The 26,563-nt window shown below is 73.0% G+C and carries 19 protein-coding genes; 14 read left to right on the top strand and 5 right to left on the bottom strand.

Annotated features, from left to right (window positions below):
• Window positions 1-2: 2 nt before the first annotated feature.
• Together ACFWJB_RS22195 and map are read right to left on the bottom strand one after the other, a co-directional pair.
• Entirely contained in the window at window positions 3-2,531 is a 2,529-nt protein-coding gene (locus ACFWJB_RS22195) for an ATP-dependent Clp protease ATP-binding subunit (RefSeq protein WP_385458770.1), read from the bottom strand.
• 416 nt (window positions 2,532-2,947) lie between these two features.
• Window positions 2,948-3,724, bottom strand: coding sequence for a type I methionyl aminopeptidase (gene map, locus ACFWJB_RS22190; RefSeq protein ID WP_385458768.1), 777 nt, complete (start codon window positions 3,722-3,724; stop codon window positions 2,948-2,950).
• Between the two features lie 63 nt (window positions 3,725-3,787).
• On the opposite strand from map, the gene ACFWJB_RS22185 reads away from it, so the two are divergent.
• The 8 genes from ACFWJB_RS22185 (at window position 3,788) to ACFWJB_RS22150 (ending at window position 13,026) form a co-directional block, all read left to right on the top strand.
• Window positions 3,788-4,039, top strand: coding sequence for a helix-turn-helix transcriptional regulator (locus tag ACFWJB_RS22185; RefSeq protein ID WP_350723057.1), 252 nt, complete (start codon window positions 3,788-3,790; stop codon window positions 4,037-4,039).
• 201 nt (window positions 4,040-4,240) lie between these two features.
• Window positions 4,241-5,083, top strand: coding sequence for a nitrilase-related carbon-nitrogen hydrolase (locus ACFWJB_RS22180; RefSeq protein WP_386924222.1), 843 nt, complete (start codon window positions 4,241-4,243; stop codon window positions 5,081-5,083).
• Window positions 5,080-6,363, top strand: a complete 1,284-nt coding sequence (locus ACFWJB_RS22175) for an aspartate aminotransferase family protein (RefSeq protein ID WP_385458763.1) — start codon at window positions 5,080-5,082, stop codon at window positions 6,361-6,363. The genes ACFWJB_RS22180 and ACFWJB_RS22175 overlap by 4 nt, the downstream gene beginning before the upstream one ends.
• 43 nt (window positions 6,364-6,406) lie before the next feature.
• Window positions 6,407-7,972, top strand: coding sequence for a PucR family transcriptional regulator (locus tag ACFWJB_RS22170; protein WP_386924219.1), 1,566 nt, complete (start codon window positions 6,407-6,409; stop codon window positions 7,970-7,972).
• Between the two features lie 102 nt (window positions 7,973-8,074).
• Window positions 8,075-8,917 carry a nitrilase-related carbon-nitrogen hydrolase gene (locus ACFWJB_RS22165; protein ID WP_385458759.1) on the top strand — a complete coding sequence of 281 codons (843 nt, stop codon included), beginning with the start codon at window positions 8,075-8,077 and terminating at the stop codon, window positions 8,915-8,917.
• A 28-nt stretch (window positions 8,918-8,945) separates the two neighbouring features.
• A complete protein-coding gene (hydA, locus tag ACFWJB_RS22160; RefSeq protein WP_385458757.1) occupies window positions 8,946-10,352 on the top strand; it encodes a dihydropyrimidinase in 1,407 nt (468 codons plus the stop codon).
• Between the two features lie 11 nt (window positions 10,353-10,363).
• Window positions 10,364-11,386 carry a TIGR03842 family LLM class F420-dependent oxidoreductase gene (locus ACFWJB_RS22155; protein WP_386924217.1) on the top strand — a complete coding sequence of 341 codons (1,023 nt, stop codon included), beginning with the start codon at window positions 10,364-10,366 and terminating at the stop codon, window positions 11,384-11,386.
• Window positions 11,387-11,499: 113 nt separating this feature from the next.
• On the top strand, window positions 11,500-13,026 hold the full coding sequence (locus tag ACFWJB_RS22150; RefSeq protein WP_386924215.1) for an NCS1 family nucleobase:cation symporter-1: 1,527 nt from the start codon (window positions 11,500-11,502) through the stop codon (window positions 13,024-13,026).
• Between the two features lie 16 nt (window positions 13,027-13,042).
• On the opposite strand, the gene ACFWJB_RS22145 is transcribed toward ACFWJB_RS22150, so the two are convergent.
• Both ACFWJB_RS22145 and ACFWJB_RS22140 read right to left on the bottom strand, forming a co-directional pair.
• Window positions 13,043-13,708, bottom strand: a complete 666-nt coding sequence (locus tag ACFWJB_RS22145) for a hypothetical protein (protein WP_385458751.1) — start codon at window positions 13,706-13,708, stop codon at window positions 13,043-13,045.
• 129 nt (window positions 13,709-13,837) lie between these two features.
• The gene (locus tag ACFWJB_RS22140; RefSeq protein WP_386924212.1) at window positions 13,838-14,902 is read right to left on the bottom strand and encodes a biotin/lipoate A/B protein ligase family protein; all 1,065 of its coding nucleotides are present in this window, start codon (window positions 14,900-14,902) and stop codon (window positions 13,838-13,840) included.
• A gap of 145 nt (window positions 14,903-15,047) precedes the next feature.
• Here ACFWJB_RS22140 and ACFWJB_RS22135 point away from each other — a divergent pair, with 145 nt between their 5' ends.
• From ACFWJB_RS22135 to ACFWJB_RS22120, 4 genes are all read left to right on the top strand, one after another.
• Window positions 15,048-16,886, top strand: coding sequence for a gamma-glutamyltransferase family protein (locus tag ACFWJB_RS22135; RefSeq protein WP_386924210.1), 1,839 nt, complete (start codon window positions 15,048-15,050; stop codon window positions 16,884-16,886).
• A gap of 83 nt (window positions 16,887-16,969) precedes the next feature.
• Window positions 16,970-17,818, top strand: coding sequence for an inositol monophosphatase family protein (locus ACFWJB_RS22130; protein ID WP_386924208.1), 849 nt, complete (start codon window positions 16,970-16,972; stop codon window positions 17,816-17,818).
• Between the two features lie 138 nt (window positions 17,819-17,956).
• Entirely contained in the window at window positions 17,957-19,366 is a 1,410-nt protein-coding gene (locus ACFWJB_RS22125; protein WP_385458744.1) for a phytoene desaturase family protein, read from the top strand.
• The gene (locus tag ACFWJB_RS22120; protein ID WP_386924206.1) at window positions 19,363-19,872 is read left to right on the top strand and encodes an O-acetyl-ADP-ribose deacetylase; all 510 of its coding nucleotides are present in this window, start codon (window positions 19,363-19,365) and stop codon (window positions 19,870-19,872) included. Before ACFWJB_RS22125 ends, ACFWJB_RS22120 begins: the two co-directional genes overlap by 4 nt.
• Before the next feature lie 156 nt (window positions 19,873-20,028).
• On the opposite strand, the gene ACFWJB_RS22115 is transcribed toward ACFWJB_RS22120, so the two are convergent.
• Window positions 20,029-21,414 (bottom strand): ricin-type beta-trefoil lectin domain protein, encoded by a 1,386-nt coding sequence (locus tag ACFWJB_RS22115; protein ID WP_386924204.1) that lies wholly within the window; start codon window positions 21,412-21,414, stop codon window positions 20,029-20,031.
• 282 nt (window positions 21,415-21,696) lie between these two features.
• Between ACFWJB_RS22115 and ACFWJB_RS22110 the strand changes: the two genes are divergently transcribed.
• Together ACFWJB_RS22110 and ACFWJB_RS22105 are read left to right on the top strand one after the other, a co-directional pair.
• Window positions 21,697-25,611, top strand: coding sequence for a glycoside hydrolase family 2 TIM barrel-domain containing protein (locus tag ACFWJB_RS22110; RefSeq protein WP_386924202.1), 3,915 nt, complete (start codon window positions 21,697-21,699; stop codon window positions 25,609-25,611).
• A gap of 39 nt (window positions 25,612-25,650) precedes the next feature.
• On the top strand, window positions 25,651-26,559 hold the full coding sequence (locus ACFWJB_RS22105) for a DUF72 domain-containing protein (RefSeq protein ID WP_386924200.1): 909 nt from the start codon (window positions 25,651-25,653) through the stop codon (window positions 26,557-26,559).
• Window positions 26,560-26,563: the final 4 nt, after the last annotated feature.

Genomic DNA, 26,563 nt, shown 5'->3' with positions numbered 1-26,563 from the left:
CGTCACAGCTCGGGGACGGGCCGCTCCGGCGTACGGAACGCCAGCCGCCCGTCCTCGACGTCGACCGTGACCCGGCCGCCCTCCTCGACGCGGCCGTCGAGCAGCAGCCGGGAGAGCTGGTTGTCCACCTCGCGCTGGATGGTGCGCCGCAGCGGCCTGGCACCGTACTCGGGCTGGTAGCCGCGCTCGGCGAGCCAGTCCACGGCCGCGTCGGTGAAGTCGACGGTGATGTCCTGCGCCCGCACCATGCGCCGGGTCTGCTCCAGCAGCAGGCTGGTGATCTGCCGCAGCTGCTCGCCGCTGAGCTGGCGGAAGACGACGATCTCGTCGATGCGGTTGAGGAACTCCGGCCGGAAGTGCTCGCGCAGCGGACGCAGCACCTGCTCGCGCCGGGCCTCCTCGTCCGCCTCGGACCCGCCGGCCCCGAAGCCGATGCCGGCGCCGCGCCGGGTGATCACGTCGGAGCCGAGGTTGCTGGTCATCACGACGACCGTGTTCGTGAAGTCCACCGTCCGGCCCTGCGAGTCGGTCAGCCGGCCGTCGTCCAGGACCTGGAGCAGGATGTTGAAGACGTCCGGGTGCGCCTTCTCCACCTCGTCCAGCAGGAGCAGCGAGTACGGGTGCCGGCGCACCACCTCGGTGAGCTGGCCGGCCTCCTCGTGCCCCACGTAGCCGGGCGGGGCGCCGACCAGGCGGCTGACGGTGTGCCGCTCCTGGTACTCGCTCATGTCGAGGCGCACCATGCGGTCCTCGCTGCCGAACAGGGCCTCCGCCAGCGCCCGGGCCAGCTCGGTCTTGCCGACGCCGGTCGGGCCGAGGAAGAGGAAGCTGCCGATGGGCCGGCCGGGGCTGGCGAGCCCCGCGCGGGAGCGCAGCACGGCGTCGGAGACGACACGGACCGCCTCCTCCTGGCCGACCACGCGTTCGTGCAGGTGCGACTCCAGACCGAGCAGGCGGTCCTTCTCCTCCTGGGTGAGGGCGCTGACCGGGATGCCGGTCTGCCGGGACACCACCTCGGCGATGGACTCGGTGCCGACCACCAGGCTCAGGCCCTCGTCGGCCTCGCCGCCGCCGTCCGCCTCGGTGATCCGCTGCTTCAGCTCGGTGATCCGGTCGCGCAGCTGCATGGCCTGCTCGTACTGCTCGTCCGCGACGGCCTGGTCCTTGTCCCGGACCAGCTGGTCGACCTCGCGCTCCATGGCCCGCACGTCCGTGCCCTTGGTGCGCGCCTGCAACCGGACCCGGGCGCCGGCCTGGTCGATCAGGTCGATCGCCTTGTCCGGCAGCCGCCGGTCGGTGAGGTAGCGGTCGGACATCTCCACGGCCGCCACCAGGGCCTCGTCGGTGTAGCGGACCTGGTGGTGCGCCTCGTAGCGGTCGCGCAGGCCGCGCAGGATCTCGATGGCGTCCGCGGTGGTGGGCTCGGGCACCAGGATCGGCTGGAAGCGGCGGGCGAGGGCCGCGTCCTTCTCGATCCGGCGGTACTCCTCCAGGGTGGTGGCGCCCACGATGTGCAGTTCGCCGCGGGCCAGGGCCGGCTTGAGGATGTTGCCGGCGTCCATCGAGCCGCTCTCGCCGCCGCCACCGGCGCCGACGACCGTGTGCAGCTCGTCGATGAAGATGATCAGCTGTTCCGAGTGGGCGCGGATCTCGCCCACGATGTTGTTCATCCGTTCCTCGAAGTCGCCCCGGTAGCGGGTGCCCGCGACCACGCCCGTCAGGTCCAGCGCGACCACCCGGCGCCCGAGCAGCACGTCGGGCACGTCGCCGTCGGTGATGCGCTGGGCGAGGCCCTCGACGATGGCGGTCTTGCCGACGCCCGCGTCACCGATCAGCACCGGGTTGTTCTTGCCGCGGCGGGAGAGCACCTCGACGGTCTGCTCGATCTCCTCCTCACGCCCGATCACCGGGTCGATCCGGCCCTGCTGGGCCAGGTCGGTGAGGTCGCGGCCGTACTTGTCCAGCGTCGGCGTGTTCGTGGACCGGGGGGTCTCCGCGCGGCTCTTGGCCGCCTCCGGCGTCTCCGCCGGCAGACCCGAGGGGGCGAACCGGGCCGCGTTCAGGATGTGCCCGGCGGCCGAGTCGGGGTTGGCGGCCAGGGCGCTGAGCACGTGCTCCGGGCCGATGTACCCGGTGCCGGTCGACCGGGCCAGCTCGTGCGCGTCCAGCAGGGCGCGCTTGACGGCCGGGGTCAGGGAGAGCGAGGTGGGCGGCGGTACCTCGCCCGGCGGGTGCTGCACCGGGCCGGTCCGCTCGTCGATCTGCGACGCCAGCGCGTCGGGGTCGGCGCCGGCCCGGCTCAGCAGGCCGCGGGTCGGCTCGGTGGCGAGCGCGGCCCGCAGCAGGTGCTCGGTGTCCAGGTCCCGGCTGCCGTGCTCGGCGGCGTACTGGGCGGCGCCGCGCACCAGCTCCCGGGCGGGCTGGCTGAGCAGCCGCCCGATGTCGATCTGCCTCGGCCTGGGCCCGCCGAAGAAACGCGCCAGGAATTCCGCGAACGGGTCGCCCTCCGGTCCCATGTAGCCGCTGCTCATCGTGTACGGACCTCCGCTGCATCGCTGATCGACGTGCCGGTGCCGGGTAACCCGGCCGGGGCGCGGTCATGCCCAACATGACACGTTCTGTTCCGGCGGGCATGTCCGGACCTCCGGGCCGGCGGAGGGGGACGGGGCCGGTTCCGGGCCGGGGGGCACGTGACGGCTAGGGCCGTTTCCCGAGGTGGGGACGCGTGCGCCGGGAGCCGCCCCGCGCGACGAGCGCCGCGGGCGGGTCCCCGGGGGCGCGGGGCCGTGGCGGCGGGTCGTTCCCCGGGGTGCGCCCGCTCTCCGGCGTGAGGCCCGCGCCCGTTCCCCGCCCGGCGCCCGATCCTCGGTGTGTGGCCCGCGTCCGTTTCCCGGTCGCGAGGCGGGGGCCGCTCCCCGGCACGGCGTCCTCCGTCAGGAACCGTGCGTCACAGGCCCTCCCGCGACGTCAGGACGCGCGGCCCCGCGTCCGTGATCGCCACCGTGTGTTCCACGTGCGCCGCCCGGGAGCCGTCGTTCGTGCGCAGGGTCCAGCCGTCCGCGGCGGCGTGCCACTCGTCCCGCCCGCTGCCGATCAGCATCGGCTCGATGGCGAGCACCATGCCGTGACGCAGCGGGAGCCCCCGTCCCGGCCGGCCCTCGTTGGGGACCTCCGGGTCCTCGTGCATGCGCCGGCCGATGCCGTGACCGCCGAATCCGTCCGGGACGCCGTACCCCGCGGCCCGGCACACCGAGCCGACGGCGTGCGCGATGTCCCCGATGCGGTTGCCCACGACGGCCTGGCCGACGGCCGCCGCGAGGGCACGCTCGGCGGCGTCGATCAGGGCCAGGTCCGCCGGGCGCGGGGTTCCCACGGTGAAGCTGATCGCCGAGTCGCCGGCCCAGCCGTCCAGCGTCGCCCCGCAGTCGAGGGAGACGAGGTCGCCGTCCCGCAGCCGGTAGCCGTCCGGGATGCCGTGCACGATCGCGTCGTTCACCGAGGCGCAGACGACCGCCGGGAAGGGCGTCGGCGCGAAGGAGGGCCGGTAGCCGAGGAAGGGTGAGGTCGCGCCGGCCTCCCGCAGCACCTCTCGGGCCACGGCGTCCAGCTCCAGCAGGGACACGCCCACGTCCGCGGCCTCCCGCGCGGCGGTCAGGGCGCGGGCGACGACCCGGCCGGCCGCGTGCATGGCATCGATCGATGTGTCCGTCTTCAGTTCCACCATGCCAATTACTATACCGGTATTTGAATTGGGTCCCTCGCGCCGGGCCGGTATTAGAATGACGGCATGGTGCGCACCCCCCTGACCCCGGAAGAACGCGAACGCGGCGAGCGGCTCGGGCGGCTGCTCCGCTCGGCCCGCGGCGACCGCACCATGACGGAGGTCGCCGCGCAGGCGGGCGTCTCCGCCGAGACCCTGCGCAAGATCGAAACCGGGCGGGCGCCGACACCGGCGTTCTTCACGGTGGCCGCGCTGGCCGCCGCCCTCGGCGTGTCCATGGACGAGCTCGTGGGGCAGTGCGCGCTCGTGGGCGCCTGACGACCGGGGCGCGCTGCCCGCCCGACGCCGACACACGAGCCCCACTCGCCCCACCACTCACCCGCAGGGGTGCGAAACGTGATCGACACCCCGGCTTGACGACGATGGTCTTGGCAAGCCCGTCCGAGGGGCTTACGTTCGTGCCTCTACGGCCTGCTCTACGGGCGTAGAGGCTCTGACGTCGTGTCGAAGGAGCAGCTCATGGCCAACGTCGTACGTGCCGCTCTCGTCCAGGCCACCTGGACCGGCGACACCGAGTCCATGGTGGCGAAACACGAGGAGCACGCCCGCGAGGCCGCCCGGCAGGGGGCGAAGGTCATCGGGTTCCAGGAAGTCTTCAACGCCCCCTACTTCTGCCAGGTCCAGGACCCCGAGCACTACCGCTGGGCCGAGCCCGTGCCCGACGGGCCCACCACCCGCCGCATGCAGGCCCTCGCGCGCGAGACCGGCATGGTGATCGTCGTCCCCGTCTTCGAGGTCGAGCAGTCCGGCTTCTACTACAACACCGCGGCCGTGATCGACGCCGACGGCACCGTCCTCGGCACGTACCGCAAGCACCACATCCCGCAGGTCGAGGGCTTCTGGGAGAAGTTCTACTTCCGCCCCGGCAACCGCGGCTGGCCCGTCTTCGACACCGCCGTCGGCAAGGTCGGCGTCTACATCTGCTACGACCGGCACTTCCCGGAGGGCTGGCGGCAGCTCGGTCTCGGCGGCGCCCAGCTCGTCTACAACCCGTCCGCCACCCATCGGGGCCTGTCCGCCCACCTGTGGCAGCTGGAGCAGCCCGCGGCGGCCGTCGCCAACGAGTACTTCGTCGCCGCGATCAACCGGGTCGGCCAGGAGGAGTACGGCGACAACGACTTCTACGGCACGTCGTACTTCGTCGACCCGCGCGGCCGGATCGTCGGCGACGTCGCCAGCGACACCAAGGAGGAACTCGTCGTCCGCGACCTGGACTTCGACCTCATCGAGCAGGTGCGGCAGCAGTGGGCCTTCTACCGCGACCGCCGTCCCGACGCCTACGAAGGGCTGGTGCAGCCGTGACCAAGGACCTGTTCACCCGGCACCGCGCCGTCCTGCCCGACTGGCTCGCCCTCTACTACGAGGACCCGCTGGAGCTCACCCACGGCGAGGGCCGGCACGTATGGGACTCCGCCGGCAACAAGTACCTCGACTTCTTCGGCGGCATCCTCACCACGATGACCGCGCACGCCCTGCCCGAGGTGACCAAGGCGGTGAGCGAGCAGGCCGGGCGGATCATCCACTCCTCGACGCTCTACCTCGACCGGCCGATGATCGAACTCGCCGAGCGCATCGCCCAGCTCTCCGGCATCCCCGACGCGCGCGTCTTCTTCACCACCTCCGGCACCGAGGCCAACGACACCGCCCTGCTCCTCGCCACCGCCCACCGGCGCAGCAACACGATCCTCGCGATGCGCAACAGCTACCACGGCCGCTCCTTCGGCGCCGTCGGCATCACCGGCAACCGAGGCTGGTCCCCGACCTCGCTGTCCCCGCTCCAGACGCTGTACGTGCACGGCGGCGTGCGCACCCGCGGGCCCTACGCGCACCTGGACGACCGCGACTTCGTCGACGCCTGCGTCGCCGACCTGAAGGACCTCCTCGGCCATACCCGCCCGCCCGCCGCGCTGATCGCGGAGCCCGTCCAGGGCGTCGGCGGCTTCACCTCCCCGCCGGACGGCCTGTACGCCGCCTTCCGCGAGGTGCTGCACGAGCGGGGCATCCTGTGGATCGCCGACGAGGTGCAGACCGGCTGGGGACGCACCGGCGAGCACTTCTGGGGCTGGCAGGCGCACGGACGCAGCGGCCCGCCGGACATCGTGACCTTCGCCAAGGGCATCGGCAACGGCATGTCGATCGGCGGCGTCGTCGCGCGCGCCGAGATCATGAACTGCCTGGACTCCAACAGCATCTCCACCTTCGGCGGCACCCAGGTCACCATGGCCGCCGGTCTCGCCAACCTGGCCTACCTGCTGGAGCACGACCTCCAGGGCAACGCCCGGCGCGTCGGCGGACTGCTCATCGAACGGCTGCGGGCCGTCGCCGCGCAGGTGCCGCACGTCCGCGAGGTGCGCGGACGCGGACTGATGATCGGCATCGAGCTGACCCGGCCCGGCACCGACGAGGCCGACCCCCGGGCCGCCTCCGCCGTGCTGGAGGAGGCCCGTGCGGGCGGGCTGCTCATCGGCAAGGGCGGCGGCCACGACACCAGCGCCCTGCGCGTCGCCCCGCCGATGTCCCTCACCGTCGCGGAGGCCGAGGAGGGCGCCGCGATCCTCGAACGCGCCCTGCGGAGCCTGTGACGGCCCTGCGCCGAACCGTGCCCCGAGCGGAGGTACCGCCGCCATGACCACCACCCGGGAGTTCTGGGAACCCGCCCTGTCGGTACGTCAGGTCCTCGCCCTGGAGCGGGTGCTCGCCGGGCAGCCCGAGGTGGTGGCCGGCGCCGGCCTGCTCGACCGGCCGGTGCGCTGGGTGCACGTCGCCGAGGCCGCCGACGTCGGCGTGATGCTCAGCGGCGGCGAGATGGTCCTCACCACCGGAGTGCTGCTCGCCGGCGACGAGGACCGGCAGAGCGAGTACATCCGCTCCCTGCACCGCGCGGAGGCCTCGGCCGTCGTCCTCGGGCTCGGCCGCGCCTTCCCCGCCCCGCCGGACGGGATGCGCCGGACGGCCGAGCGGTGCGGGCTCCCCATGGTCGTCCTGCACCGCCCCTTCCCCTTCGCCGAACTGACCGAGGAGGTCCAGTCCCGGCTGCTGCGCCGCAAGTACGCGGCCGTGAGCCTCTCCGAGGCCGTGCGCACCGAACTGACCGCACTGATCACCGCGGGCGCCCCCGGGCAGCGTCTGCTCGACGAGGTGGCCCGGCACGCCGGCTGCCCGGTCGTCGTCACCAACCTCGCCCACCGCGTCCTCGCCACGGCGGGGGAGCGGGCCGCCGTCGACGACGTGCTGCGCGACTGGGAACGCATCGCCCGGCAGGCCGGGGCAGGCGCCGGCGACGGCTGGATCCGCGCCGAGCTGACCTGCCGCGGGGAGCGCTGGGGGCGGCTGGTGCTGTGCGGCCACCGCGGCGACCGGGCCGCCGGACGGCTGCTGGCCGACCGCGCCGCCGAGGCCCTCGTCCTGCACCGCATGCTCGGCGGCCCCACCACGCCTTCCTGGGAGGAGCAGTCCGCACGGAGCCTGCTCACCGACCTCGCGGGCGGGGCCGTACCGGCCCGGCAGCTGCTGCCCAGGGCACGGGCGGCCGGACTGCCGGTCAACCGGCGCGTGTTCGTCCCGCTCGTCGTCCGCGGCCCGGACCCGGTCCGGGCCGGCCGGGTGCTGAGGCTGCTGGGCCTGCCGGGCCTCGCCGCGCGGCTCACCGGCGCAGCGACCGCCGTACTGCTCAGTCTCGCCCTCGACCAGGACGCCAGGGCGCTGACCGACCACTTCGCGGCCCGGCTGCGCACGGAACCCGGCGCCGCCGGCACCGTGGTCGCCGCGGCCGACGCCCGCACCGCCTGGGACGACGTACCGGCCGGCCTGCGCGAGGCGCGGCACGTCGCCGACGCCGTCACCGACTCCGCGGCGGCCCTCGGCCTGCCGCCCGTCGTCCGGCTGCGGGACATCCACCTGCGCGGTCTGGTGCGGCTGCTGCGCGACGATCCGCACGTGCAGTCCTTCGCCGAACGGGAGCTGGACGGGCTGCTGCGCGGCCCCGAGGAGGACCTGCTCCCCGTCCTTCGCACCTACCTCGCCACCGGCCGCAACAAGTCCCGCACCGCCCAGCTCCACCACGTCTCGCGGCCCGCCCTGTACCGACGGCTGGAGGCCATACAGGCCCGGCTCGGCGTGGACCTCGACGACTTCGAGCAGGCCGCGTCCGTTCACATCGCGCTCCTCGCCCACGACGCACAACAGGGGTGACACCGTGCAATGCCCGACACCCGCAGACGTGACACCGTGCCAGTCGAACCACCCGCCCGCCGTCCCTACGCTCGCAGCACACCGAGCGAGTGGAGGCTGACGATGAGCCGAGTGATCCGTGCCGCGCTCTTCCAGACCGCCTGGACGGGCGACAGGGAATCGATGATCCGGGTCCACGAGCAGGCGGTCCGCGACGCCGCCGCCCAGGGAGCCCAGGTCCTCTGCTTCCAGGAGCTGTTCTACGGGCCCTACTTCTGCCAGGTGCAGGACCCCGGGTTCTACGCCTACGCCGAGCGCGTCCCCGACGGCCCCGTGGTCGAGCGCTTCCGGCGACTCGCCGCCGAGCACGGCATCGTCCTGGTGCTGCCGATGTACGAGGAGGAGCAGCCGGGCGTCCTCTACAACACCGCCGCCGTGATCGACGCCGACGGCTCCTACCTCGGCAAGTACCGCAAGACCCACATCCCGCAGGTCGAGGGCTTCTGGGAGAAGTTCTACTTCCGCCCCGGCAACTCCGGCTGGCCCGTCTTCGACACGGCCGTGGGCCGCATCGGCGTCTACATCTGCTACGACCGGCACTTCCCGGAGGGCTGGCGGGCCCTCGGCCTCCAGGGCGCCGAGATCGTCTTCAACCCGTCGGCCACCTCGCGGGGCCTGTCCGGCTACCTGTGGCAGCTGGAGCAGCCGGCCGCGGCCGTCGCCAACGAGTACTTCGTCGGCGCCATCAACCGCGTCGGCGTCGAGGAGCTGGGCGACAACGACTTCTACGGCACCTCGTACTTCGTCGACCCCGAAGCGCGGTTCGTCGGCGAGGTCGCGAGCGACAAGGAGACCGAACTCGTCGTCCGGGACCTCGACATGGCCAAGCTGCGCGAGGTCCGCGACCGCTGGCAGTTCTACCGCGACCGGGCGCCGGGCGCGTACGCGCCGCTGACCGCGCCCTGACCGACCGCTCCCGACAGGAGGGACCAGCATGACCAGCAGTCGTACCGTCATCCGCGGTGGCCTCGTCATCACCGCGTCCGACGAGATGCACGCCGACGTGCTGATCGAGGACGGCCGCGTCGCCGCCCTCGCCGCGTCCGGCACCCCGGCCGCCGAGGCGTTCTCGGCCGAGCGGACGATCGACGCCACCGGCAGGTACGTCATCCCGGGCGGCGTCGACGGCCACACCCACATGGAGATGCCCTTCGGCGGCACCTACGCCGCGGACACCTTCGAGACGGGCACCCGGGCCGCCGCCTGGGGCGGTACGACCACGATCGTCGACTTCGCCGTCCAGAGCGTGGGCCACTCCCTGCGCGAAGGCCTGGACGCCTGGCACGCCAAGGCCGAGGGCAACTGCGCGATCGACTACGGCTTCCACATGATCGTCTCCGATGTGAACGAGAAGACGCTCAAGGAGATGGACCTGCTGGTGGAGGAGGGGGTCACCTCCTTCAAGCAGTTCATGGCCTACCCGGGCGTCTTCTACTCCGACGACGGCCAGATCCTGCGGGCCATGCAGCGCGCCGCAGGCAACGGCGGACTGATCATGATGCACGCCGAGAACGGCATCGCCATCGACGTCCTGGTCGAACAGGCCCTCGCCCGCGGCGAGACCGACCCCCGCCACCACGGCGAGGTGCGCAAGGCCCTGCTGGAGGCCGAGGCCACGCACCGCGCCATCCGGCTCGCCCAGGTCGCCGGCGCGCCGCTGTACGTCGTGCACGTGTCGGCCCAGGAGGCGGTCGCCGAGCTGACCCGGGCGCGCGACGACGGCCTGAACGTCTTCGGCGAGACCTGCCCGCAGTACCTGTTCCTGTCCACCGACAACCTCGCCGAGCCGGACTTCGAGGGCGCCAAGTACGTGTGCAGCACGCCGTTGCGCCCGCGCGAGCACCAGGCGGCGCTGTGGAGGGGCCTGCGGACCAACGACCTCCAGGTGGTCTCCACCGACCACTGCCCCTTCTGCTTCACCGGGCAGAAGGAGCTGGGCCGCGGCGACTTCTCCAGGATCCCCAACGGCATGCCCGGCGTCGAGAACCGCATGGACCTGCTCCACCAGGCCGTCGTCGACGGACACATCAGCCGGCGCCGCTGGATCGAGATCGCCTGCGCCACCCCGGCCCGCATGTTCGGCCTGTACCCGAAGAAGGGCACCGTCGCGCCCGGCGCCGACGCCGACATCGTCGTCTACGACCCGCACGCCGAGCAGGTCATGTCCGCCGCGACCCACCACATGAACGTCGACTACTCGGCGTACGAGGGCAAGCGCGTCACCGGCCGCGTGGAGACCGTGCTCTCGCGCGGCGAGCCGGTGATCACCGAGCGGGAGTACACCGGGCGCAAGGGCCACGGCGTCTACACCCCGCGCTCCACCTGCCAGTACCTGAACTAGGAGCGGTGCCCATGGACTTCGGACTCGTCCTGCAGACCGACCCGCCGGCCTCCCGCGTCGTCAGCCTGATGCAACGGGCCGAACGCAACGGGTTCACGCACGGCTGGACCTTCGACTCCGCCGTGCTCTGGCAGGAACCGTTCGTCATCTACAGCCAGATCCTGGCCCACACCACCAGGCTGAAGGTCGGCACGATGGTCACCAACCCGGGCACCCGCACCTGGGAGGTGACCGCGTCCACCTTCGCCACCCTCAACGACATGTACGGCAACCGCACCGTCTGCGGCATCGGCCGCGGCGACTCCGCGATGCGCGTAGCCGGCCGCAAGCCCAACACCCTGGCCCGCATCAGCGAGGCCATGAGGGTCGTCCGGGCGCTCGGCAGGGGAGAGGAGGCCGACCTCGGCGGCGGGACCGTCGTCAGATTCCCCTGGATCAAACCCGGTGCCGAACTCCCCGTGTGGATGGCCGCGTACGGACCCAAGGCCCTAAGGATGACCGGGGAGGAGGCCGACGGCTTCATCCTCCAGCTCGCCGACCCCTACCTCACCGAGTACATGGTCCGGGCCGTCAAGGACGCCGCGGCGGGGGCCGGCCGCGACCCGTCCGACGTGACGGTCTGCGTCGCCGCCCCCGCCTACGTCACCGCCGACGACTCGCCCGAGGCGCTCGCCCACGCCCGCGAGCAGTGCCGCTGGTTCGGCGGCATGGTCGGCAACCACGTCGCCGACCTGGTCGCCAAGTACGGCGAGCACTCCGCCGCCGTCCCCGACGAACTCACCGACTACATCAAGGCCCGCGAGGGCTACGACTACGCCCACCACGGACGCAGCGGCAACCCGGACACGCGGTTCGTGCCCGACGAGATCGTCGACCGGTTCTGCCTGATCGGACCGGTCGAGAAGCACATCGAGAAGCTGACCGCCCTGCGCGCCCTCGGCGTCGACCAGTTCGCCGTGTACGACATGCACGACGCCCAGGAAGCCGTCATCGACGCGTACGGCACCCACATCATCCCGGCCCTCAACGGCTGACTCCCGGCACGCCCCCCGCCCTCCCGGGGCAGGGGGGCCCAGGGCGCACCCGCGCACCCCCCTCGGCACCGCCCGCACGGCCTTTCCCGACCCACCGCACGATTGGCCTGCCCATGACCGACACCGCGCCCACGGCCCCAGCGCCGTCCGCCCAAGTCACCCTCCCCGACGGGCGCGTGGAGCTCGCCCCGGGCTCCCCGCCGCCGAGCGGTCCGTACGCCAACGAGGACCTGCTGCCGGTCCCCGTCGGCAAGCGCACCTGGACCACGTACAACTTCTCCGCCCTGTGGGTCGGCATGGCCCACAACACGGCCTCCTGGACACTGGCGTCCGGCCTGATCGCCGTCGGCATGGACTGGAAGCAGGCGGTGTTCACCATCGCCCTGGCCAACCTGATCGTGCTCGTCCCGATGCTGCTCACCGGACACGCGGGACCCCGGTACGGCATCCCCTTCCCCGTCTTCGCCCGCGCATCCTTCGGCGTCCGCGGCGCCAACCTGCCCGCCGTCGTACGGGCGTTGGTGGCGTGCGGCTGGTTCGGCATCCAGACCTGGATCGGCGGCGAGGCCATCTACTTCCTGGCCGGCAAGCTGATCGGCGACGGGTGGACGGACGCCGCCGCGGTCGGCGGCCACGCCTGGACCATGTGGCTGTCGTTCGCGCTCTTCTGGGCGATCCAGGTGGTCATCATCCACCGCGGCATGGAGACCGTCCGACGCTTCGAGAACTGGGCGGCGCCCTTCGTCCTGGTCGGCGCGTTCGTGATGCTGTGGTGGATGAGCGACAAGGCGGGAGGCTTCGGCCCGCTCTTCGACCAGCCGTCGAAGCTGGGCTGGGGCGGCGACTTCTGGAAGCTCTTCTGGCCCTCCCTCATGGGCATGATCGGCTTCTGGTCCACGCTGTCCCTGAACATCCCCGACTTCACCCGCTACGGCAGGAGCCAGAAGGCCCAGACCCGCGGCCAGGCCCTCGGCCTGCCCACCACCATGACCCTGTTCGCCTTCCTGTCCGTGATGGTCACCTCCGGCTCCCAGGCCGTCTACGGGGAACCGATCTGGGACCCGGTGCAGCTCGCCGCCAGGACGGACAACGTGGCCGGCCTGCTCTTCGCCCTCGTCACCGTCCTGGTGGCGACCCTGTCCGTGAACATCGCGGCCAACCTGGTCTCACCGGCCTTCGACTTCTCCAACGTCGCGCCGCGCAGGGTGAGTTTCCGGGCCGGCGCCCTCATCACCTGCGTCCTCGCGGTGCTGATCCTCCCGTGGAGGCTGTACTCCGACCCGCAGGGCTACATCTTCACCTGGCTCGGCCTGGTCGGCGGGCTGCTCGGCACGGTCGCCGGCATCCTCATCGCCGACTACTGGGTCCTGCGCCGCGCCCGCCTCGACCTCGTCGACCTGTACCGCAAGGGCGGACGGTACTGGTACACCGGCGGCTGGAACTGGCGGGCGGTCGCCGCCTTCGTCAGCGGCGGTGTCCTGGCCGTCGGCGGCGCCGACTTCCACCCCCTGATCGACGGCCGGCCCGTGCCGTTCCTCGAACCGCTGGCCGACTACGGCTGGGCGGTGGGCCTCGGCACCTCGATGCTGCTGTACCTGCTGCTGATGCTGCCCGGCGCCCGCGGCCGGGCCGCCCGCTGAGACACCGTCGGGGCGGTCAGCCCGCCTGACCGCCCTGGAGCGCGGCCACCGCCTCCTTGGCCGCCTTGATGGCCCCCTTGTTGATCTCGTCGGTGCCGGGGGCCTTCTTCGTCTCGAAGTCACTGCCGTTGTACGTGATCGTCACCAGGGCGTTGGCCGCCCGGACCAGCACGGTGCCCTCCCGGGTCTGCTGCTTGTCCTCCGTCGTGAGGTTCACGACGGAGTACGCCTCGTCGCCCAGCCCCGGGACGGCCCCGCCGCCGCTGCGGTCGGCGACCCGCTCCTTGTACGACTTCCTCGCCGCCTCGTCCGAGGACATCACCTCGTAGGAGACGTCCAGCCAGCGGTAGTCGTACCCCTTGAGCGCGTTCCACGAGCAGGTGCGGCGCACCTGCGTGTCCGTCGACGGGATCTCCTTGCCCGCCGTCTTGACCCCCGGCACCAGCGACGTGATCGTCTTCGCGGCCAGGGCCCCGCAGGGCGCCGGGGCGGCGGCGTACGTCTTCGTCACCGCCTGCGTCGCCGGGGCCGAGGCGGACGGGCGCCCGCCGTCGGGCGGCGTGCCGTCCTCGGCGGCCGGTGCGGAGTCCGGGCCGGACGACATCACCCAGCCCGCCGTGGCGAGCACGGCGACCGGAACCAGGCGCGCGGTCAGGGCGAGCGGCAGGGGAAGAGAACGCACGGCGCACTTCTCGTGGGGGACGGTGCGGAAGGGGCCCGCACTGCGGACGGGGGACGCCAGTCTCACACGAGTACCTGTGGGGCGGAAGGGCGAACTCGCTGCGTGCCCGGCCGGTGACGGAGACGGACCTCAGGGCACCCTGGCGGTCCACGCCGGCCCGGAGAACTTGGTGCCCGCCAGTTCCCGCGCCCGCGCCAGCTCCTCGTCGGTCACCTTGCCCCGGGTGAGCCCGTACCGGGCACCGAAGGAGGCGATCATCCGCTCGATCACGGCCTCGCGCGGCAGACCGGTCTGCCGGCGCAGCGGGTCCACCCGCTTCTTGGCACTCCTGATGCCCTTGTCGCTGAGCTTCTCCCGCCCGATGCGCAGCACCTCCAGCATCTTGCCGGCGTCGATGTCGTACGACATGGTCACGTGGTGCAGGACCGCGCCGGGCCTGCCGTCGTGCCCCACGATCCGCTTCTGGGCGGCGCCCGCGATCTTGCCCTGGTCGGTGGCGATGTCGTTCAGCGGCTGGTACCAGGCGCGGACGCCCATGTCGCCGAGGGCGCCGAGCACCCAGTCGTCGAGGTAGGCGTAGCTGTCCTGGAAGGACAGGCCCTTCACCAGGGCCTCCGGCACGGACAGCGAGTACGTGATGGTGTTGCCGGGCTCCACGAACATCGCCCCGCCGCCGGAGATCCGGCGCACCACCTCGACGCCGAGGCGCTCGGCCGCGCCGGCGTCGACCTCGTTGCGCAGCGACTGGAAACTGCCGATGATCACCGCGGGCGAGCCCCACTCCCACACCCGCAGCGTCGGCGGGCGGCGGCCGGCGGCGACCTCGGCGGTCAGCACCTCGTCCAGGGCCATGTGCAGGGCGGGCGACTGCGGAGCCTCGTGGATGAGCTGCCAGTCGTAGTCCGTCCAGTCCGTGGCGTGCGCGAGGGCCCGGCGCACGGCGATGCCGACGCCCTCCGAGGTCAGCCCGTACATCACGGTGTCCTCGGGCAGCGCCGCGTCGATCCGCGCGGCCAGTCCCGCGGCGTCGGTGTCGGCCGGGGCGCCCTCCAGCGCACGGTTCACGGCGTCGAGCGCCTCGTCCGGCTCGAGGAAGAAGTCGCCCGCCACGCGCACGTGCCGCAGCACACCGTCCTCGGCCTCCACGTCCACGACGACCAGCTTGCCGCCGGGGACCTTGTACTCACCGTGCACCGTTCCGCCTCCGTTTCCGCACATGGTCGGCAACAGCGCCGGCCGCGGCGGTGTTCCCCCCCCCGCCGGACGCACCGGCCCCGCGGGACGCGGATGTGTAGTACACGTAGGGGTCGTCCGGCGTACCCGAACACCGAGGTGGGACATGCAGTTCACCACACGGCCCACGCTTCAGGGATCCTTCGGCATGGTGGCGTCCACCCACTGGCTGGCGTCGCAGTCGGCGATGGCGGTCCTGGAGGACGGCGGCAACGCCTATGACGCCGCCGTGGCCGGCGCGTTCGTGCTGCACGTCGTCGAACCGCACCTCAACGGGCCCGCCGGGGAGGTGCCGATCCTGCTCGCGCCGGCCGGCGGCGAGGTGCGGGTGCTGTGCGGTCAGGGCGTCGCCCCGGCCGGTGCCACGGTCGCGCACTACCGGGGGCTCGGCCTGGACCTCGTGCCGGGCACCGGCCCGCTCGCCGCCGCCGTGCCCGGGGCCTTCGACGCCTGGATGCTCCTGCTGCGCGACCACGGCACGAGGCACCTCGCCGACGTGCTGAAGTACGCCATCGGCTACGCCGAGCACGGGCACCCGCCCGTGGAGCGCTTCGCGGAGACCGTCGGCACCGTCCGCGAGCTGTTCGAGACGGAGTGGACGTCCTCGGCGGAGATCTACCTGCCCGGCGGGCGGCCGCCCCGCCCGGGCGAGCCGTTCCGCAACCCCGCCCTGGCCGCCACGTGGCGGCGGCTGCTCGCCGAGGTCGCCGGGGCGGGCGACCGGGAGGCGCAGATCGAGGCGGCCCGGGACGTGTGGCGCACCGGGTTCGTCGCCGAGGCGCTCGTGCGGCAGGCCGCACGGCCCACCATGGACACCAGCGGGCGGCGTCACACCGGCACCCTGTCGGCCGCCGACCTCGCCGGCTGGTCCGCGTCCTACGAGACGCCGGCCACGTACGACTGGAACGGCTGGACCGTGTGCAAGCCCGGTCCCTGGAGCCAGGGTCCCGTCCTGCTCCAGCAACTGGCGCTGCTCCCGCCCGAACTGCCCCGGTACGGCTCCGCCGACTACGTCCACCTGCTGGTCGAGGGATGCAAGCTCGCCATGGCCGACCGGGAGGCCTGGTACGGCGACGCCGGCGGCACGGCCGGGGTGCCGCTCGCCGACCTGCTGTCGCCGTCGTACAACGCGGCCCGGCGCGAGCTGGTGGGGGACAAGGCGTCCTTCGAGCTGCGGCCGGGCGCCCCGGGCGGACGCGTCCCGCGGCTCAGCGCCCACGCGTGCGTGGCGGCCGTCGAGGGGGAGGGCCTGGACGCCCTCGGAGTCGGCGAGCCGACCGTCGCCAAGGGCCCGGCCTCCCCGGTACCCGGCGAGCCGGCCGTCGACGCCGACGGGGGCACCCGCGGCGACACCTGCCACCTCGACGTCGTGGACCGCTGGGGCAACATGGTCTCGGCCACCCCCAGCGGCGGCTGGCTCCAGTCCAACCCCGTCGTGCCCGGACTCGGCTTCCCGCTCGGCACCCGCCTGCAGATGACCTGGCTGGAGGAGGGCCTGCCGAACTCGCTCACCCCGGGCCGCCGGCCGCGCACCACCCTCTCCCCGTCCCTCGCCCTGCGCGACGGCGAGCCCGTCCTGGCCTTCGGCACGCCCGGCGGCGACCAGCAGGACCAGTGGCAGCTGCACTTCTTCCTCGCGGTCGTCCTGCGCGCCCGGGTGCGCGGCGGACTCGACCTCCAGGGCGCCGTCGACGCCCCGAACTGGCACAACGACGGCTTCCCCGGCTCGTTCTTCCCGCGCGGCATGCGGGCGGGAAGCCTCACCGTGGAGTCCAGGACGCCCGAGGAGGCCGTCGCTGAGCTGCGGCGCCGCGGGCACGACGTCACCGTCGGCGGGCCCTGGTCGGAGGGACGCTTGTGTGCCGTCGCCCGGGACCTGAGGACCGGAATCCTGTCCGCGGCGGCGAACCCGCGCGGCGCGCAGGGGTACGCGGTGGGGCGCTGAGGGCGGCCCCGTGTTCACGCCGGTTCCATCCGGAATACACCACCCGGGTGGGAGTTGTCAGTGGCGCGTGCTCTCATGGAGTCATGATCGAGAACAACGAAACCATCGACGAGTTTCTCGCCCGGCACGCCGAAGAGGTGGAGGAGGCCGTCCGCAAGGCGGCCGCCCAGGAGATCATGCCGCGCTGGCGCCGGCTCGCGGACCACGAGGTCGACCAGAAGTCCGGCCCGCACGACCTGGTGACGGACGCCGACCGCAAGGCCGAGCGGTTCCTGACCGAGGCACTGCGCGCCCTGCTGCCCGGCTCGGTGGTGGTCGGCGAGGAGGCGGTGCACGCCAACCCGTCCTCGTACGAGGCGATCCGGGGCGAGGCACCGGTGTGGATCGTCGACCCCGTCGACGGGACACGGCAGTTCGTGCACGGCGACTCCGGGTTCTGCACGCTGGTCGCCCTGGCCCGGCACGGGGTGGTGCACGCCTCATGGACCTACGCGCCCGCCCTCGACCAACTCGCCACGGCCGTACGGGGCCGGGGCGCCTTCCTGGACGGCGAGCGGCTGTACGCCGGGCCGCCCGAGCCCGGGCGCAACCTGCGGGTCGCCACCTCCCACCCGGACTACACGACGGACGAGCAGAAGCGCGCCCTGCTCAGCCTGCGCACCCCCGGCGTGGCACCCCGCGCCTGCGGCTCGGCGGGCCTCGAGTACCTCGCCGTCGCGCGCGGCGAGTCCGACGCCACGGCGTTCTCCTGGGAGGCGGCCTGGGACCACGCGGCGGGGATCCTCCTGGTCGAGGAGGCGGGCGGCACCCATCTGACCCGCGCGGGCGAGCCCTTCCGCATCACCGGCGGCAACGACCTCCCGTTCACCGCGGCCCGGGACGCGGCCACGGCCCGGCAGGTGGTGGCACTGCTCTCGGGGGAGACCGCCTGACCCCCGGGGCTCGCGGCGGCCCCGCCGCCCCGCCGCCCGGCCGCCCGGCCGTCACCCGCGACCGCGGCGTGCCGGCGCCCCGGCATATCCTGAGCCCGAGTGGCCATCGGCTGACGAAGGAGTCCGAAGGTGCCGTCGATGCTCGATGCGGTCGTGGTGGGTGCGGGACCGAACGGACTGACGGCTGCCGTGGAGCTGGCCCGCCGCGGCTTCTCCGTCGCCGTCTTCGAGGCGCGGGACACCGTGGGCGGCGGGGCCCGCACGGAGGAGCTGACCCTCCCCGGCTTCCGCCACGACCCGTGCTCGGCCGCGCACCCGCTCGGGATCAACTCGCCCGCGTTCCGCGCCCTGCCCCTGGAGCGGTACGGCCTGCGCTGGCTGCACCCCGAGCTGCCCATGGCGCATCCGTTCCCCGACGGGTCGGCCGCCGTGCTGTCCCGGTCAGTCGGCGAGACCGCCGCCTCCTTCGGCCCGCGCGACGCGGGCACGTACCGCAGGCTGGTCGAGCGCTTCCTCCCCGGGTGGGACACGCTGGCCCGGGACTTCATGTCCCTGCCGGCCACCGCGCTGCCCCGCGACCCGGTCGCCCTCGCCCGCTTCGGCCTGGTCGGACTGCCGCCGTCGACGTGGCTGATGCGCCGCTTCCGCGACGAGAGGGCCCGCACCCTCTTCGCCGGTCTCGTGGCGCACGTCATGGCCCCGCTCGGCGGCTTCGCCACCGGCGCCATCGGCCTGGTCTTCGCCCTCGCCGCCCACGCCCGCGGCTGGCCGGTGGCCCGAGGCGGTTCCCAGGCCATCTCCGACGCGCTGGCCGCGTACCTCACCGACCTCGGCGGCACGATCCACACCGACTACGAGGTCAAGCGCCTCGACGACCTGCCGCCGGCGCGCGCGTACGTCTTCGACACCTCGCCCACGGCCCTGGCCCGCATCGCCGGCCTCGGCGGCTACTACGACAACTACCGGTACGGCCCCGGCGTCTTCAAGATCGACTATGCGCTGGACGGGCCGGTCCCGTGGACGGCCGAGGCGCCCCGCACCGCCGGCACGGTGCAGGTCGGCGCCGACAGCGCGGAGATCGGCGCAGCCCTGCACGCCGCCTCGCGCACGGACCGCGCACCCCACCGGCCGTTCCTCATCACCGTGCAGCCCGGAGTCGTGGACCCCACCCGGGCCCCGGCCGGCAAGCACGTCTTCTGGGCGTACGGGCACGTGCCGCACGGCTGGACCGGCGACCTCACGGACGCGGTCGAGCGCCAACTGGAGCGTTTCGCCCCCGGGTTCCGTGACCGCGTCCTCGCCCGCGCGACCGCCGGCCCGCCCGAGATCGCCGCCCGCAACGCCAACTACGTCGGCGGGGACATCGCCTCCGGCGCGGTCTCAGGTCTCCAGCTCCTGCTGCGCCCCAAGCTCTCCCTGTTCCCGTACGCCACCCCGCACCCGGCCGTGTTCATCTGCTCGTCGGCCACGCCGCCGGGCCCGGGGGTGCACGGCATGTCCGGACACAACGCGGCGAAGGCCGTGTGGCGGAGGCTGAGGCAGACATGACCACCCTCACGCTGGTCCAGGGCGACATCACGCGCCAGAGCGCCGACGCGATCGTCAACGCGGCCAACTCCTCCCTGCTCGGCGGGGGCGGCGTCGACGGCGCCATCCACCGGCGAGGCGGCCCGGCGATCCTGGAGGCCTGCCGCCGGCTGCGCGCCGGGCACCTCGGCAAGGGCCTGCCCACCGGCCGAGCCGTCGCCACCACCGCGGGCGACCTGGACGCGCGCTGGGTCATCCACACGGTCGGCCCGGTCTGGTCGGCCACCGAGGACCGCTCCGGCCTGCTCGCCTCCTGCTACCGCGAGTCCCTCCGGGTCGCGGACGAACTGGGCGCCCGCACGGTCGCCTTCCCGGCGATCTCCGCCGGCGTCTACCGCTGGCCCGTGGACGACGCGGCCCGCATCGCCGTCGAGACGGTGCGCACCACGCCGACGTCCGTGACCGAGGCCCGCTTCGTCCTGTTCGACGCCCGCGCCTACGAGGCGTTCGCGGCACGGGCCGGCTGACGCCCGGATCCGGGCCACTCGCCCGGGTTCGCTCGATGGGCTCCCGAGGCGTCTGCCCCCGTCACGGACCGCCGGCGCGACCGCACCGTCGACCGGGTCCCCCATCCCGGCGCCGGAGCGCCGGCCCCTTCCCGCCGAGCCGCTCACGGGGCCGGCTCAGCGGGTGCTCCACTTCTGGTTGTCCCGGCCGCTGCACTCCCAGAGCTGGAGCCTCGCGCCGTTGCCGGTCTTCTCGTCGACGACGTCCACGCACTTGTTGGCCTGCACGTTGACCAGGTCCCGTGGGCCGGCCAGGATGAACTGCTGCGCCGGGTTGCCGCTGCACACCGCCACCTGGACCACCGTGCCGTTGGCCGTCCCGCCCCAGGTCGCGTCCATGCACAGGCCCAGCGACCGGATCGTGCCGTCGGGACGGAAGTCCCACTTCTGCCAGTTCTTGCCGTTGCAGTCCGCGATCTGCAGCGGCGCACCGTCCCGCCACTCGTGGCCGGCCACCTCGATGCAGCGGTTCGAGGCGTGGCCGTAGATGGTCGTGCCGGGGGCGACGGTCTCCGGGGCCTCGGCGTCCGGCTCGTCCTCCTCGCCCCCGCCGGGGGTCTCCTTCTCGGACTTCCCGGGCGCCGGCGCCTCCTCGCCGCCGCCGTCGCCCCCGTCGTCCCGCGGCTCCCGCGTGGGCGGCCCCTGCGCCTGAGGCCGATCGGCGGGCGCGGACCCGGCGGCACTGGGCAGGAGCTCCGGGCCGGCTCCGGGGCTGGGGGCGAGGGCGGCGCCCGCCTGCTGCGTCTGCTCGGTGGCACTGGTGCGGACCTGCGGCTTGTACGCGATCCAGATCATCACGAACGCGATCGCGACCGCGAGGAAGATCCCCAGGAAGGTGGCGAGCCAGCGCGGCAGGAATCCCCGCTGGACGTAGGTGCCCTCGACCTTGGTCGGATCGACCCCGGAGCGGCGCACCGTCAACGTGTACGGCCGCTCCTCCTTCGCACCGAACCAGATCATCCGCTTCGGCTTCAGGGTCGTCTCCACGAACGCGGCACGGCCCGGCTCGATCTGAACGTTCCCCGGACGCACCTCGTACGACAGGTGATCCCCCTGGTCGCTGCCCGCGATCGAGGCCGTCACCTTCGTATTACCCAGGTTGTCCACCGCGAGCCGCGGCCGGCCCCGGAACCGGCCCTTCACCGTGGGCGGCACCAACTCGGCCCGCACCTCGGAGAACGGCGTGATCGTGAGGTTCCCCTCGGGGACGGTCACCGCGTCGGGATGTTCCGTCGGCGTGATCCGCACCGCGTACGGATTCGGCCCCGCCACCGCGTCCGGCGTGCGCGGCGGGGCGAACGTCAGCTCCACGGTGCCGGTGGTGCCCGGATACAGGCGCAGGGTCTGTGGCTCGACCGTCGTCCAGGGCGCTACGTCCCCCACGGGTTCGAAGCGGTACTCGTCCACCACGTCACCGGTGTTGCGTACCCGTAGCCGTACACGCGTACTGCTGCCGGGGTCCACGGTCGCGGAGGCGGGCTCCAGGGAGGTCCACAGGTTCACGCGAGGACGTTACGCGGGGACCGAGGCCGCGTCAGGAGCCTTCGGGGCAGTCCCGGGTGCCCCGAGGGCCCGGGTTCCCTGACCGGTCGTCCCGAGGCCGCTCCTGTCCATCAGGAACCAACAAAGTCAGACGGGGTAATTGATTCGGTTGTGTTCGAGTCCTAGGGTGACCCTGATCCAGTAGCCGCTCCATCACCGGCAGTTGGCGTCCGCACCATCGCCGACGGCCGGTGCAGCACCGTGCGTTGAGCCGCCCCCGAAGCCACACGGAAGGCCACGGTCATGCCGCACTCGCCCGTGTCACCCGCCGGTACCCCGGCCCCCCGCCCCCGTTCGGTCGTCAGCCGCCGCCGCCTCCTGGAGGGCGGCGGCGCCCTCCTCGGGGCGCTCGCCCTGTCCGCGTCTCCCGGCACCGCGCTCGCGGCCGGCCGCCGCGCCGCCGCCGAAGAGCCCCCCGAGTGGAACGACTTCGGCGTCTTCCGGCTCGGCACCGAACCGCCGCACACCACCCTCATGCCGTACGCGAACGTGCGACAGGCCCTGGCCGGCGACCGCACCCGCTCGCCCTACCGGCTCAGCCTCGACGGCACCTGGAAGTTCGCCTACGCCGACCGGCCCGACGACCGGGACGCCGACTTCCACCGCACCGACACCGACGACAGCGGCTGGGACACCATCCCGGTCCCCTCCGTCTGGCAGACGCACGGGTACGACTTCCCGATCTACCTGAACATCACCTACCCGTACTCGGGCCCCAACGGCCTCGGCGAGGATCCGCAGCCGCCCGCCGCGCCCACCCGCTACAACCCGGTCGGCCAGTACCGGCGCACCTTCACCGTCCCCCGCGACTGGACGGGCCGCCGCACCTTCCTGCACTTCGAGGGCGTCAAGTCCGCGCACTACGTGTGGATCAACGGCGAACCGGTCGGCTACGACGAGGACTCCTACACCCCCTCCGAGTACGACATCACCGACCACCTCAAGCCGGGCGCCAACCAGATCGCGGTGGAGGTCTACCGCTACTCCGACGGCGACTGGCTGGAGGACCAGGACATGATCCGGCTGAGCGGCATCTTCCGCTCGGTCCACCTCTACTCCACGCCGGCCGTGCACCTGCGCGACTTCAAGCTGGACACCCCGCTGAACGACACCTACACCGGCGCCGAGCTCAAGGTCACCGCGAGCGTGCGCGCGTACGGCGGCGCCGGCGCCGGGCGGTACACGGTGGAGACCCAGCTGTACGACGCCCGCGGCCACGCCGTCTGGTCCCGGCCGCTGGAGCAGTCCGCCGACCTCGGCACGGTCCGCGCCGGCGAGGACGTCACCGTACGCGCGGCCAGGGCCGTGGCGGCGCCGAAGCTCTGGTCGGCCGAGCACCCGAACCTCTACACCGCCGTCCTGCGCCTGCGCGACCCGTCCGGCAAGGTCGTGGAGACCCTCTCCCACCGGGTCGGCTTCCGTGAGTTCGCCCTCAAGGACGGCCTCATGCGGATCAACGGCAGGCCCGTCTCCTTCCGCGGCACCAACCGTCACGAGATGCACCCGGTCCGCGGCACGGCGCTGACCCGCGAGGACCTGGTCGAGGACATCGGAATCATCAAGCGGATGAACATCAACAGCGTCCGCACCTCGCACTACCCCAACAACCCGTACTGGCTCGAACTCGCCGACGAGTACGGCCTCTACCTCGTCGACGAGACCAACCTCGAGACCCACGGCATCCGCGGCGAGTACCCGGGCGACCACCCGGACTGGACCGCCGCCTGCGTCGCCCGCGCCCAGAACATGGTCCACCGCGACAAGAACCACGCGTCCGTCGTCATCTGGTCCCTCGGCAACGAGGCCGGCGGGGGCAGCACCTTCACCGCCATGCACGACTGGATCCGCTCCTACGACGACACCCGCGTCATCCAGTACGAGGGCGACGACCGCCCCGGCATCAGCGACATCCGCTCGGAGATGTACGACAGCCCGCAGCGCGTGGAGCAGCGGGCCAAGGACACCTCCGACACCCGGCCCTACGTCATGATCGAGTACGCCCACTCGATGGGGAACTCCACCGGCAACTTCAAGAAGTACTGGGACATCGTCCGGCGGTACGACGTCCTCCAGGGCGGCTGGATCTGGGACTTCGTGGACCAGTCCCTGTACACGCCCGTCCCGCCCCGCACCCTGCTGACCGAGTCGGGCCCGGCCGGGCTGCGCGGCGAGATCCTCGCCACCCGCGGCACCCTGGACCGCGACAAGGGCCTGTCCGGCATCACCGTCTTCGAGCGCCACGACAGCCTCGACCTCACCGGCTCCCTCACCCTGGAAGCCTGGGTCACCCCGCACGTCACCGGCTTCCACCAGCCCATCCTGGCCAAGGGCGACACCCAGTACGCGCTGAAGCAGACCGACCGCAGGCTGGAGTTCTTCATCCACTCGGCCGGCCAGTGGATCACCGCGAGCTGGACCGTGCCGGACGACTGGACCGGCCGCGAGCACCACGTCGCGGGCGTCTTCGACGCGGACGCCGGCACCCTGACCCTGTACGTCGACGGCGCGGTGAAGGCCACCCGCACCACCGACCGGCGCCCCAGCAGCAACACCGCGCCGCTCTCCCTGGCCACCGACGCCGACGCCCAGACCCGCGAGTTCAGCGGTACCGTCCGCCGCGCCCGCGTCTACGCCCGTGCCCTCGCCGGCGCCGAACTGGCCTCCGAGGGGCGCGGCCCCGGCGACGACGGCGTGCGCTTCTGGTTCGACGCGGCCACCGTGAGGACCGAGACGAAGCGGCCGAAGGACAAGACCTTCCTCGCCTACGGCGGCGACTGGGGGGACAACCCCAACGACGGCGCCTTCGTCGCGGACGGCATCATCACCGCCGACCGCCGCCACACCGCCAAGGCCACCGAGGTCAAGCACGTCTACCAGGCGATCAACGCAGCCCCGGCCCCCGGCGGCGCCCCGGGAGCCGTCACCCTCACCAACGAGTTCCTGTTCACCGACCTCCGCGAGTTCGACGGCCGGTGGGAACTCGTCGCCGACGGCAGGGCCGTGGGCCGCGGGAAGCTGACCCGCGACCAGCTGAACGTCCCACCGCTGTCCAGCAAGGACATCACCGTCCCCGTCCGCCTGCCGCACGACCCCGAGCCGGGCACCGAGTACTTCCTCCGGCTCTCCTTCACCACCAAGGACGCCACGCCGTGGGCCGAGGCGGGCTTCGAGGTGGCCCGGCAGCAGCTCCCGCTGGACGCCGGCAGCCCGGCGGTCGCACCCGTACGCCTGGCGAGCGTCCCCGTCCTGCGCTACGAGGACCGCGACCAGGACGTCACCGTGCGCGGCGAGGGGTTCTCCGTCACCGTCGACAAGCGCACCGGCACCATCACGTCCTACGAGGCGAACGGCACCCGTCTGATCACCTCCGGACCCGTGCCCAACTTCTGGCGTGCGCCCACCGACAACGACAAGGGCAACGGCCAGCACACCCGCAACCAGACCTGGCGCGACGCCGGCGCCCGCCGCACGGTGACGGACGTGGCCGTGCGGACCCTGGGCGACCGGGCCGTCGAGATCAAGGTCAGCGGCACCCTGCCGACCACGACCGAGTCGGCGTACTCCACCACCTACACGGTGTTCGGCAACGCCGAGATCAAGGTCGACAACACCCTGCACCCGGGCGCCGCCGACCTGCCGTACATCCCGGAGGTCGGCACCCTGCTGTTCCTGCCCGGCCGCCTGGACCGGCTGCACTACTACGGCCGCGGCCCCGACGAGAACTACTGGGACCGCAACACCGGCTCCGACGTCGGCCTCTACTCCGGGACCGTCGCCGAGCAGTGGACCCCCTACATCCGCCCGCAGGAGAACGGCAACAGGACCGACGTCCGCTGGATCGCGCTGACCGACTCCCGCGGCACCGGCCTGCTCGCCACCGGCGAACCCCTGCTGGAGGCCAACGCGTCCCACTTCACCCCGGAGGACCTGTCGTCGGGCGTACGCCACGACTACCAGCTCACCCCGCGCGACGAGGTGGTGCTGCGCCTGAACCACCGCCAGATGGGCGTCGGCGGCGACAACAGCTGGGGCGCCCACACCCACGACGAGTTCAAGCTGTTCGCCGACCGGGACTACACGTACACCTACCGGCTGCGCCCGCTCACCGACGTGCGCGACGCGACGGCGGCCTCGCGGCGGCCCACCGCGGCCGAGTAGACCGGGATCGAACCGGGAGCCCGGGGTAACCGGGCTCCCATGGGTGACGTACTGGTCGGGGCATGCTCGTGGACGGACCGGCAACTCGTCGCCAGCGGCTGGTATCCCCGCGGACGGCGGGACGCCGAGGGGCGGCTGCGGCACTACGCCTCACGGCTGCCCGTCGTCGAAGTGGACGCCGGGTACTACGCGTTGCCGAGCCGCCGCAACAGCGAGCTGTGGGTGGAGCGCACGCCGGACGGCTTCCGCTTCGACGTGAAGGCCTTCTCGCTGCTGACCGGGCACCCCACCCGCGCCGAGGCCCTCCCGGCCGGCCTGCGGGACGGCCTCGGCGGCGAGGAGCGGGCCGCGCTGCGGCGCGGGCGGGCGTGCGCCGCCCTCCTCGACGAGGTGTGGGGACGGTTCCTCGACGCCGTGGAACCGCTGCGGGCGGCCGGGCGGCTGGGCACCCTGCTGTTCCAGTTCCCGCCCTGGTTCGGGCCGGGCCCGGAGGCCGAGGACACGCTCCGCGACTGCGCGCGGCGCGCGGGGGAGCGGCCGCTCGCCGTGGAGTTCCGGCACCCGGACTGGTGGGCGCCGCACCGGGCGGACGCCACGGCCGCGCTGCTCACCGCCCTCGGCGCCACCGCCGTCGGGGTGGACACGGCCCAGGGCCTGTCCGGCTCCCTGCCTCCCGTCGTGCCGGTCACCCGCCGGGCGCTCGCCGTCGTGCGGTTCCACGGCCGCAGCCCGGCCTGGGGGAGGGGCAGCAAGGAGGACCGCTTCCGGCACGACTACGACGTGGCCGAACTCGCCGCCTGGGTACCCCGGTTGCGGCGCGCGGCCCGGCAGACGGACGAGCTGCACGTGCTGTTCAACAACTGCTGTGCGGACGCCGCCGTACGCGCCGCCGAGGACATGCGGCGACTGCTGGTCGCCCCAGCCGGCGTCGAGGCCGGCCGGGACTGACCGG

The organism is Streptomyces sp. NPDC127100 (assembly GCF_042724095.1).
Classification (GTDB): domain Bacteria; phylum Actinomycetota; class Actinomycetes; order Streptomycetales; family Streptomycetaceae; genus Streptomyces.
Note: the sequence above shows the minus strand (reverse complement) of the source record. Positions and strands in the feature narration are given on the sequence as shown.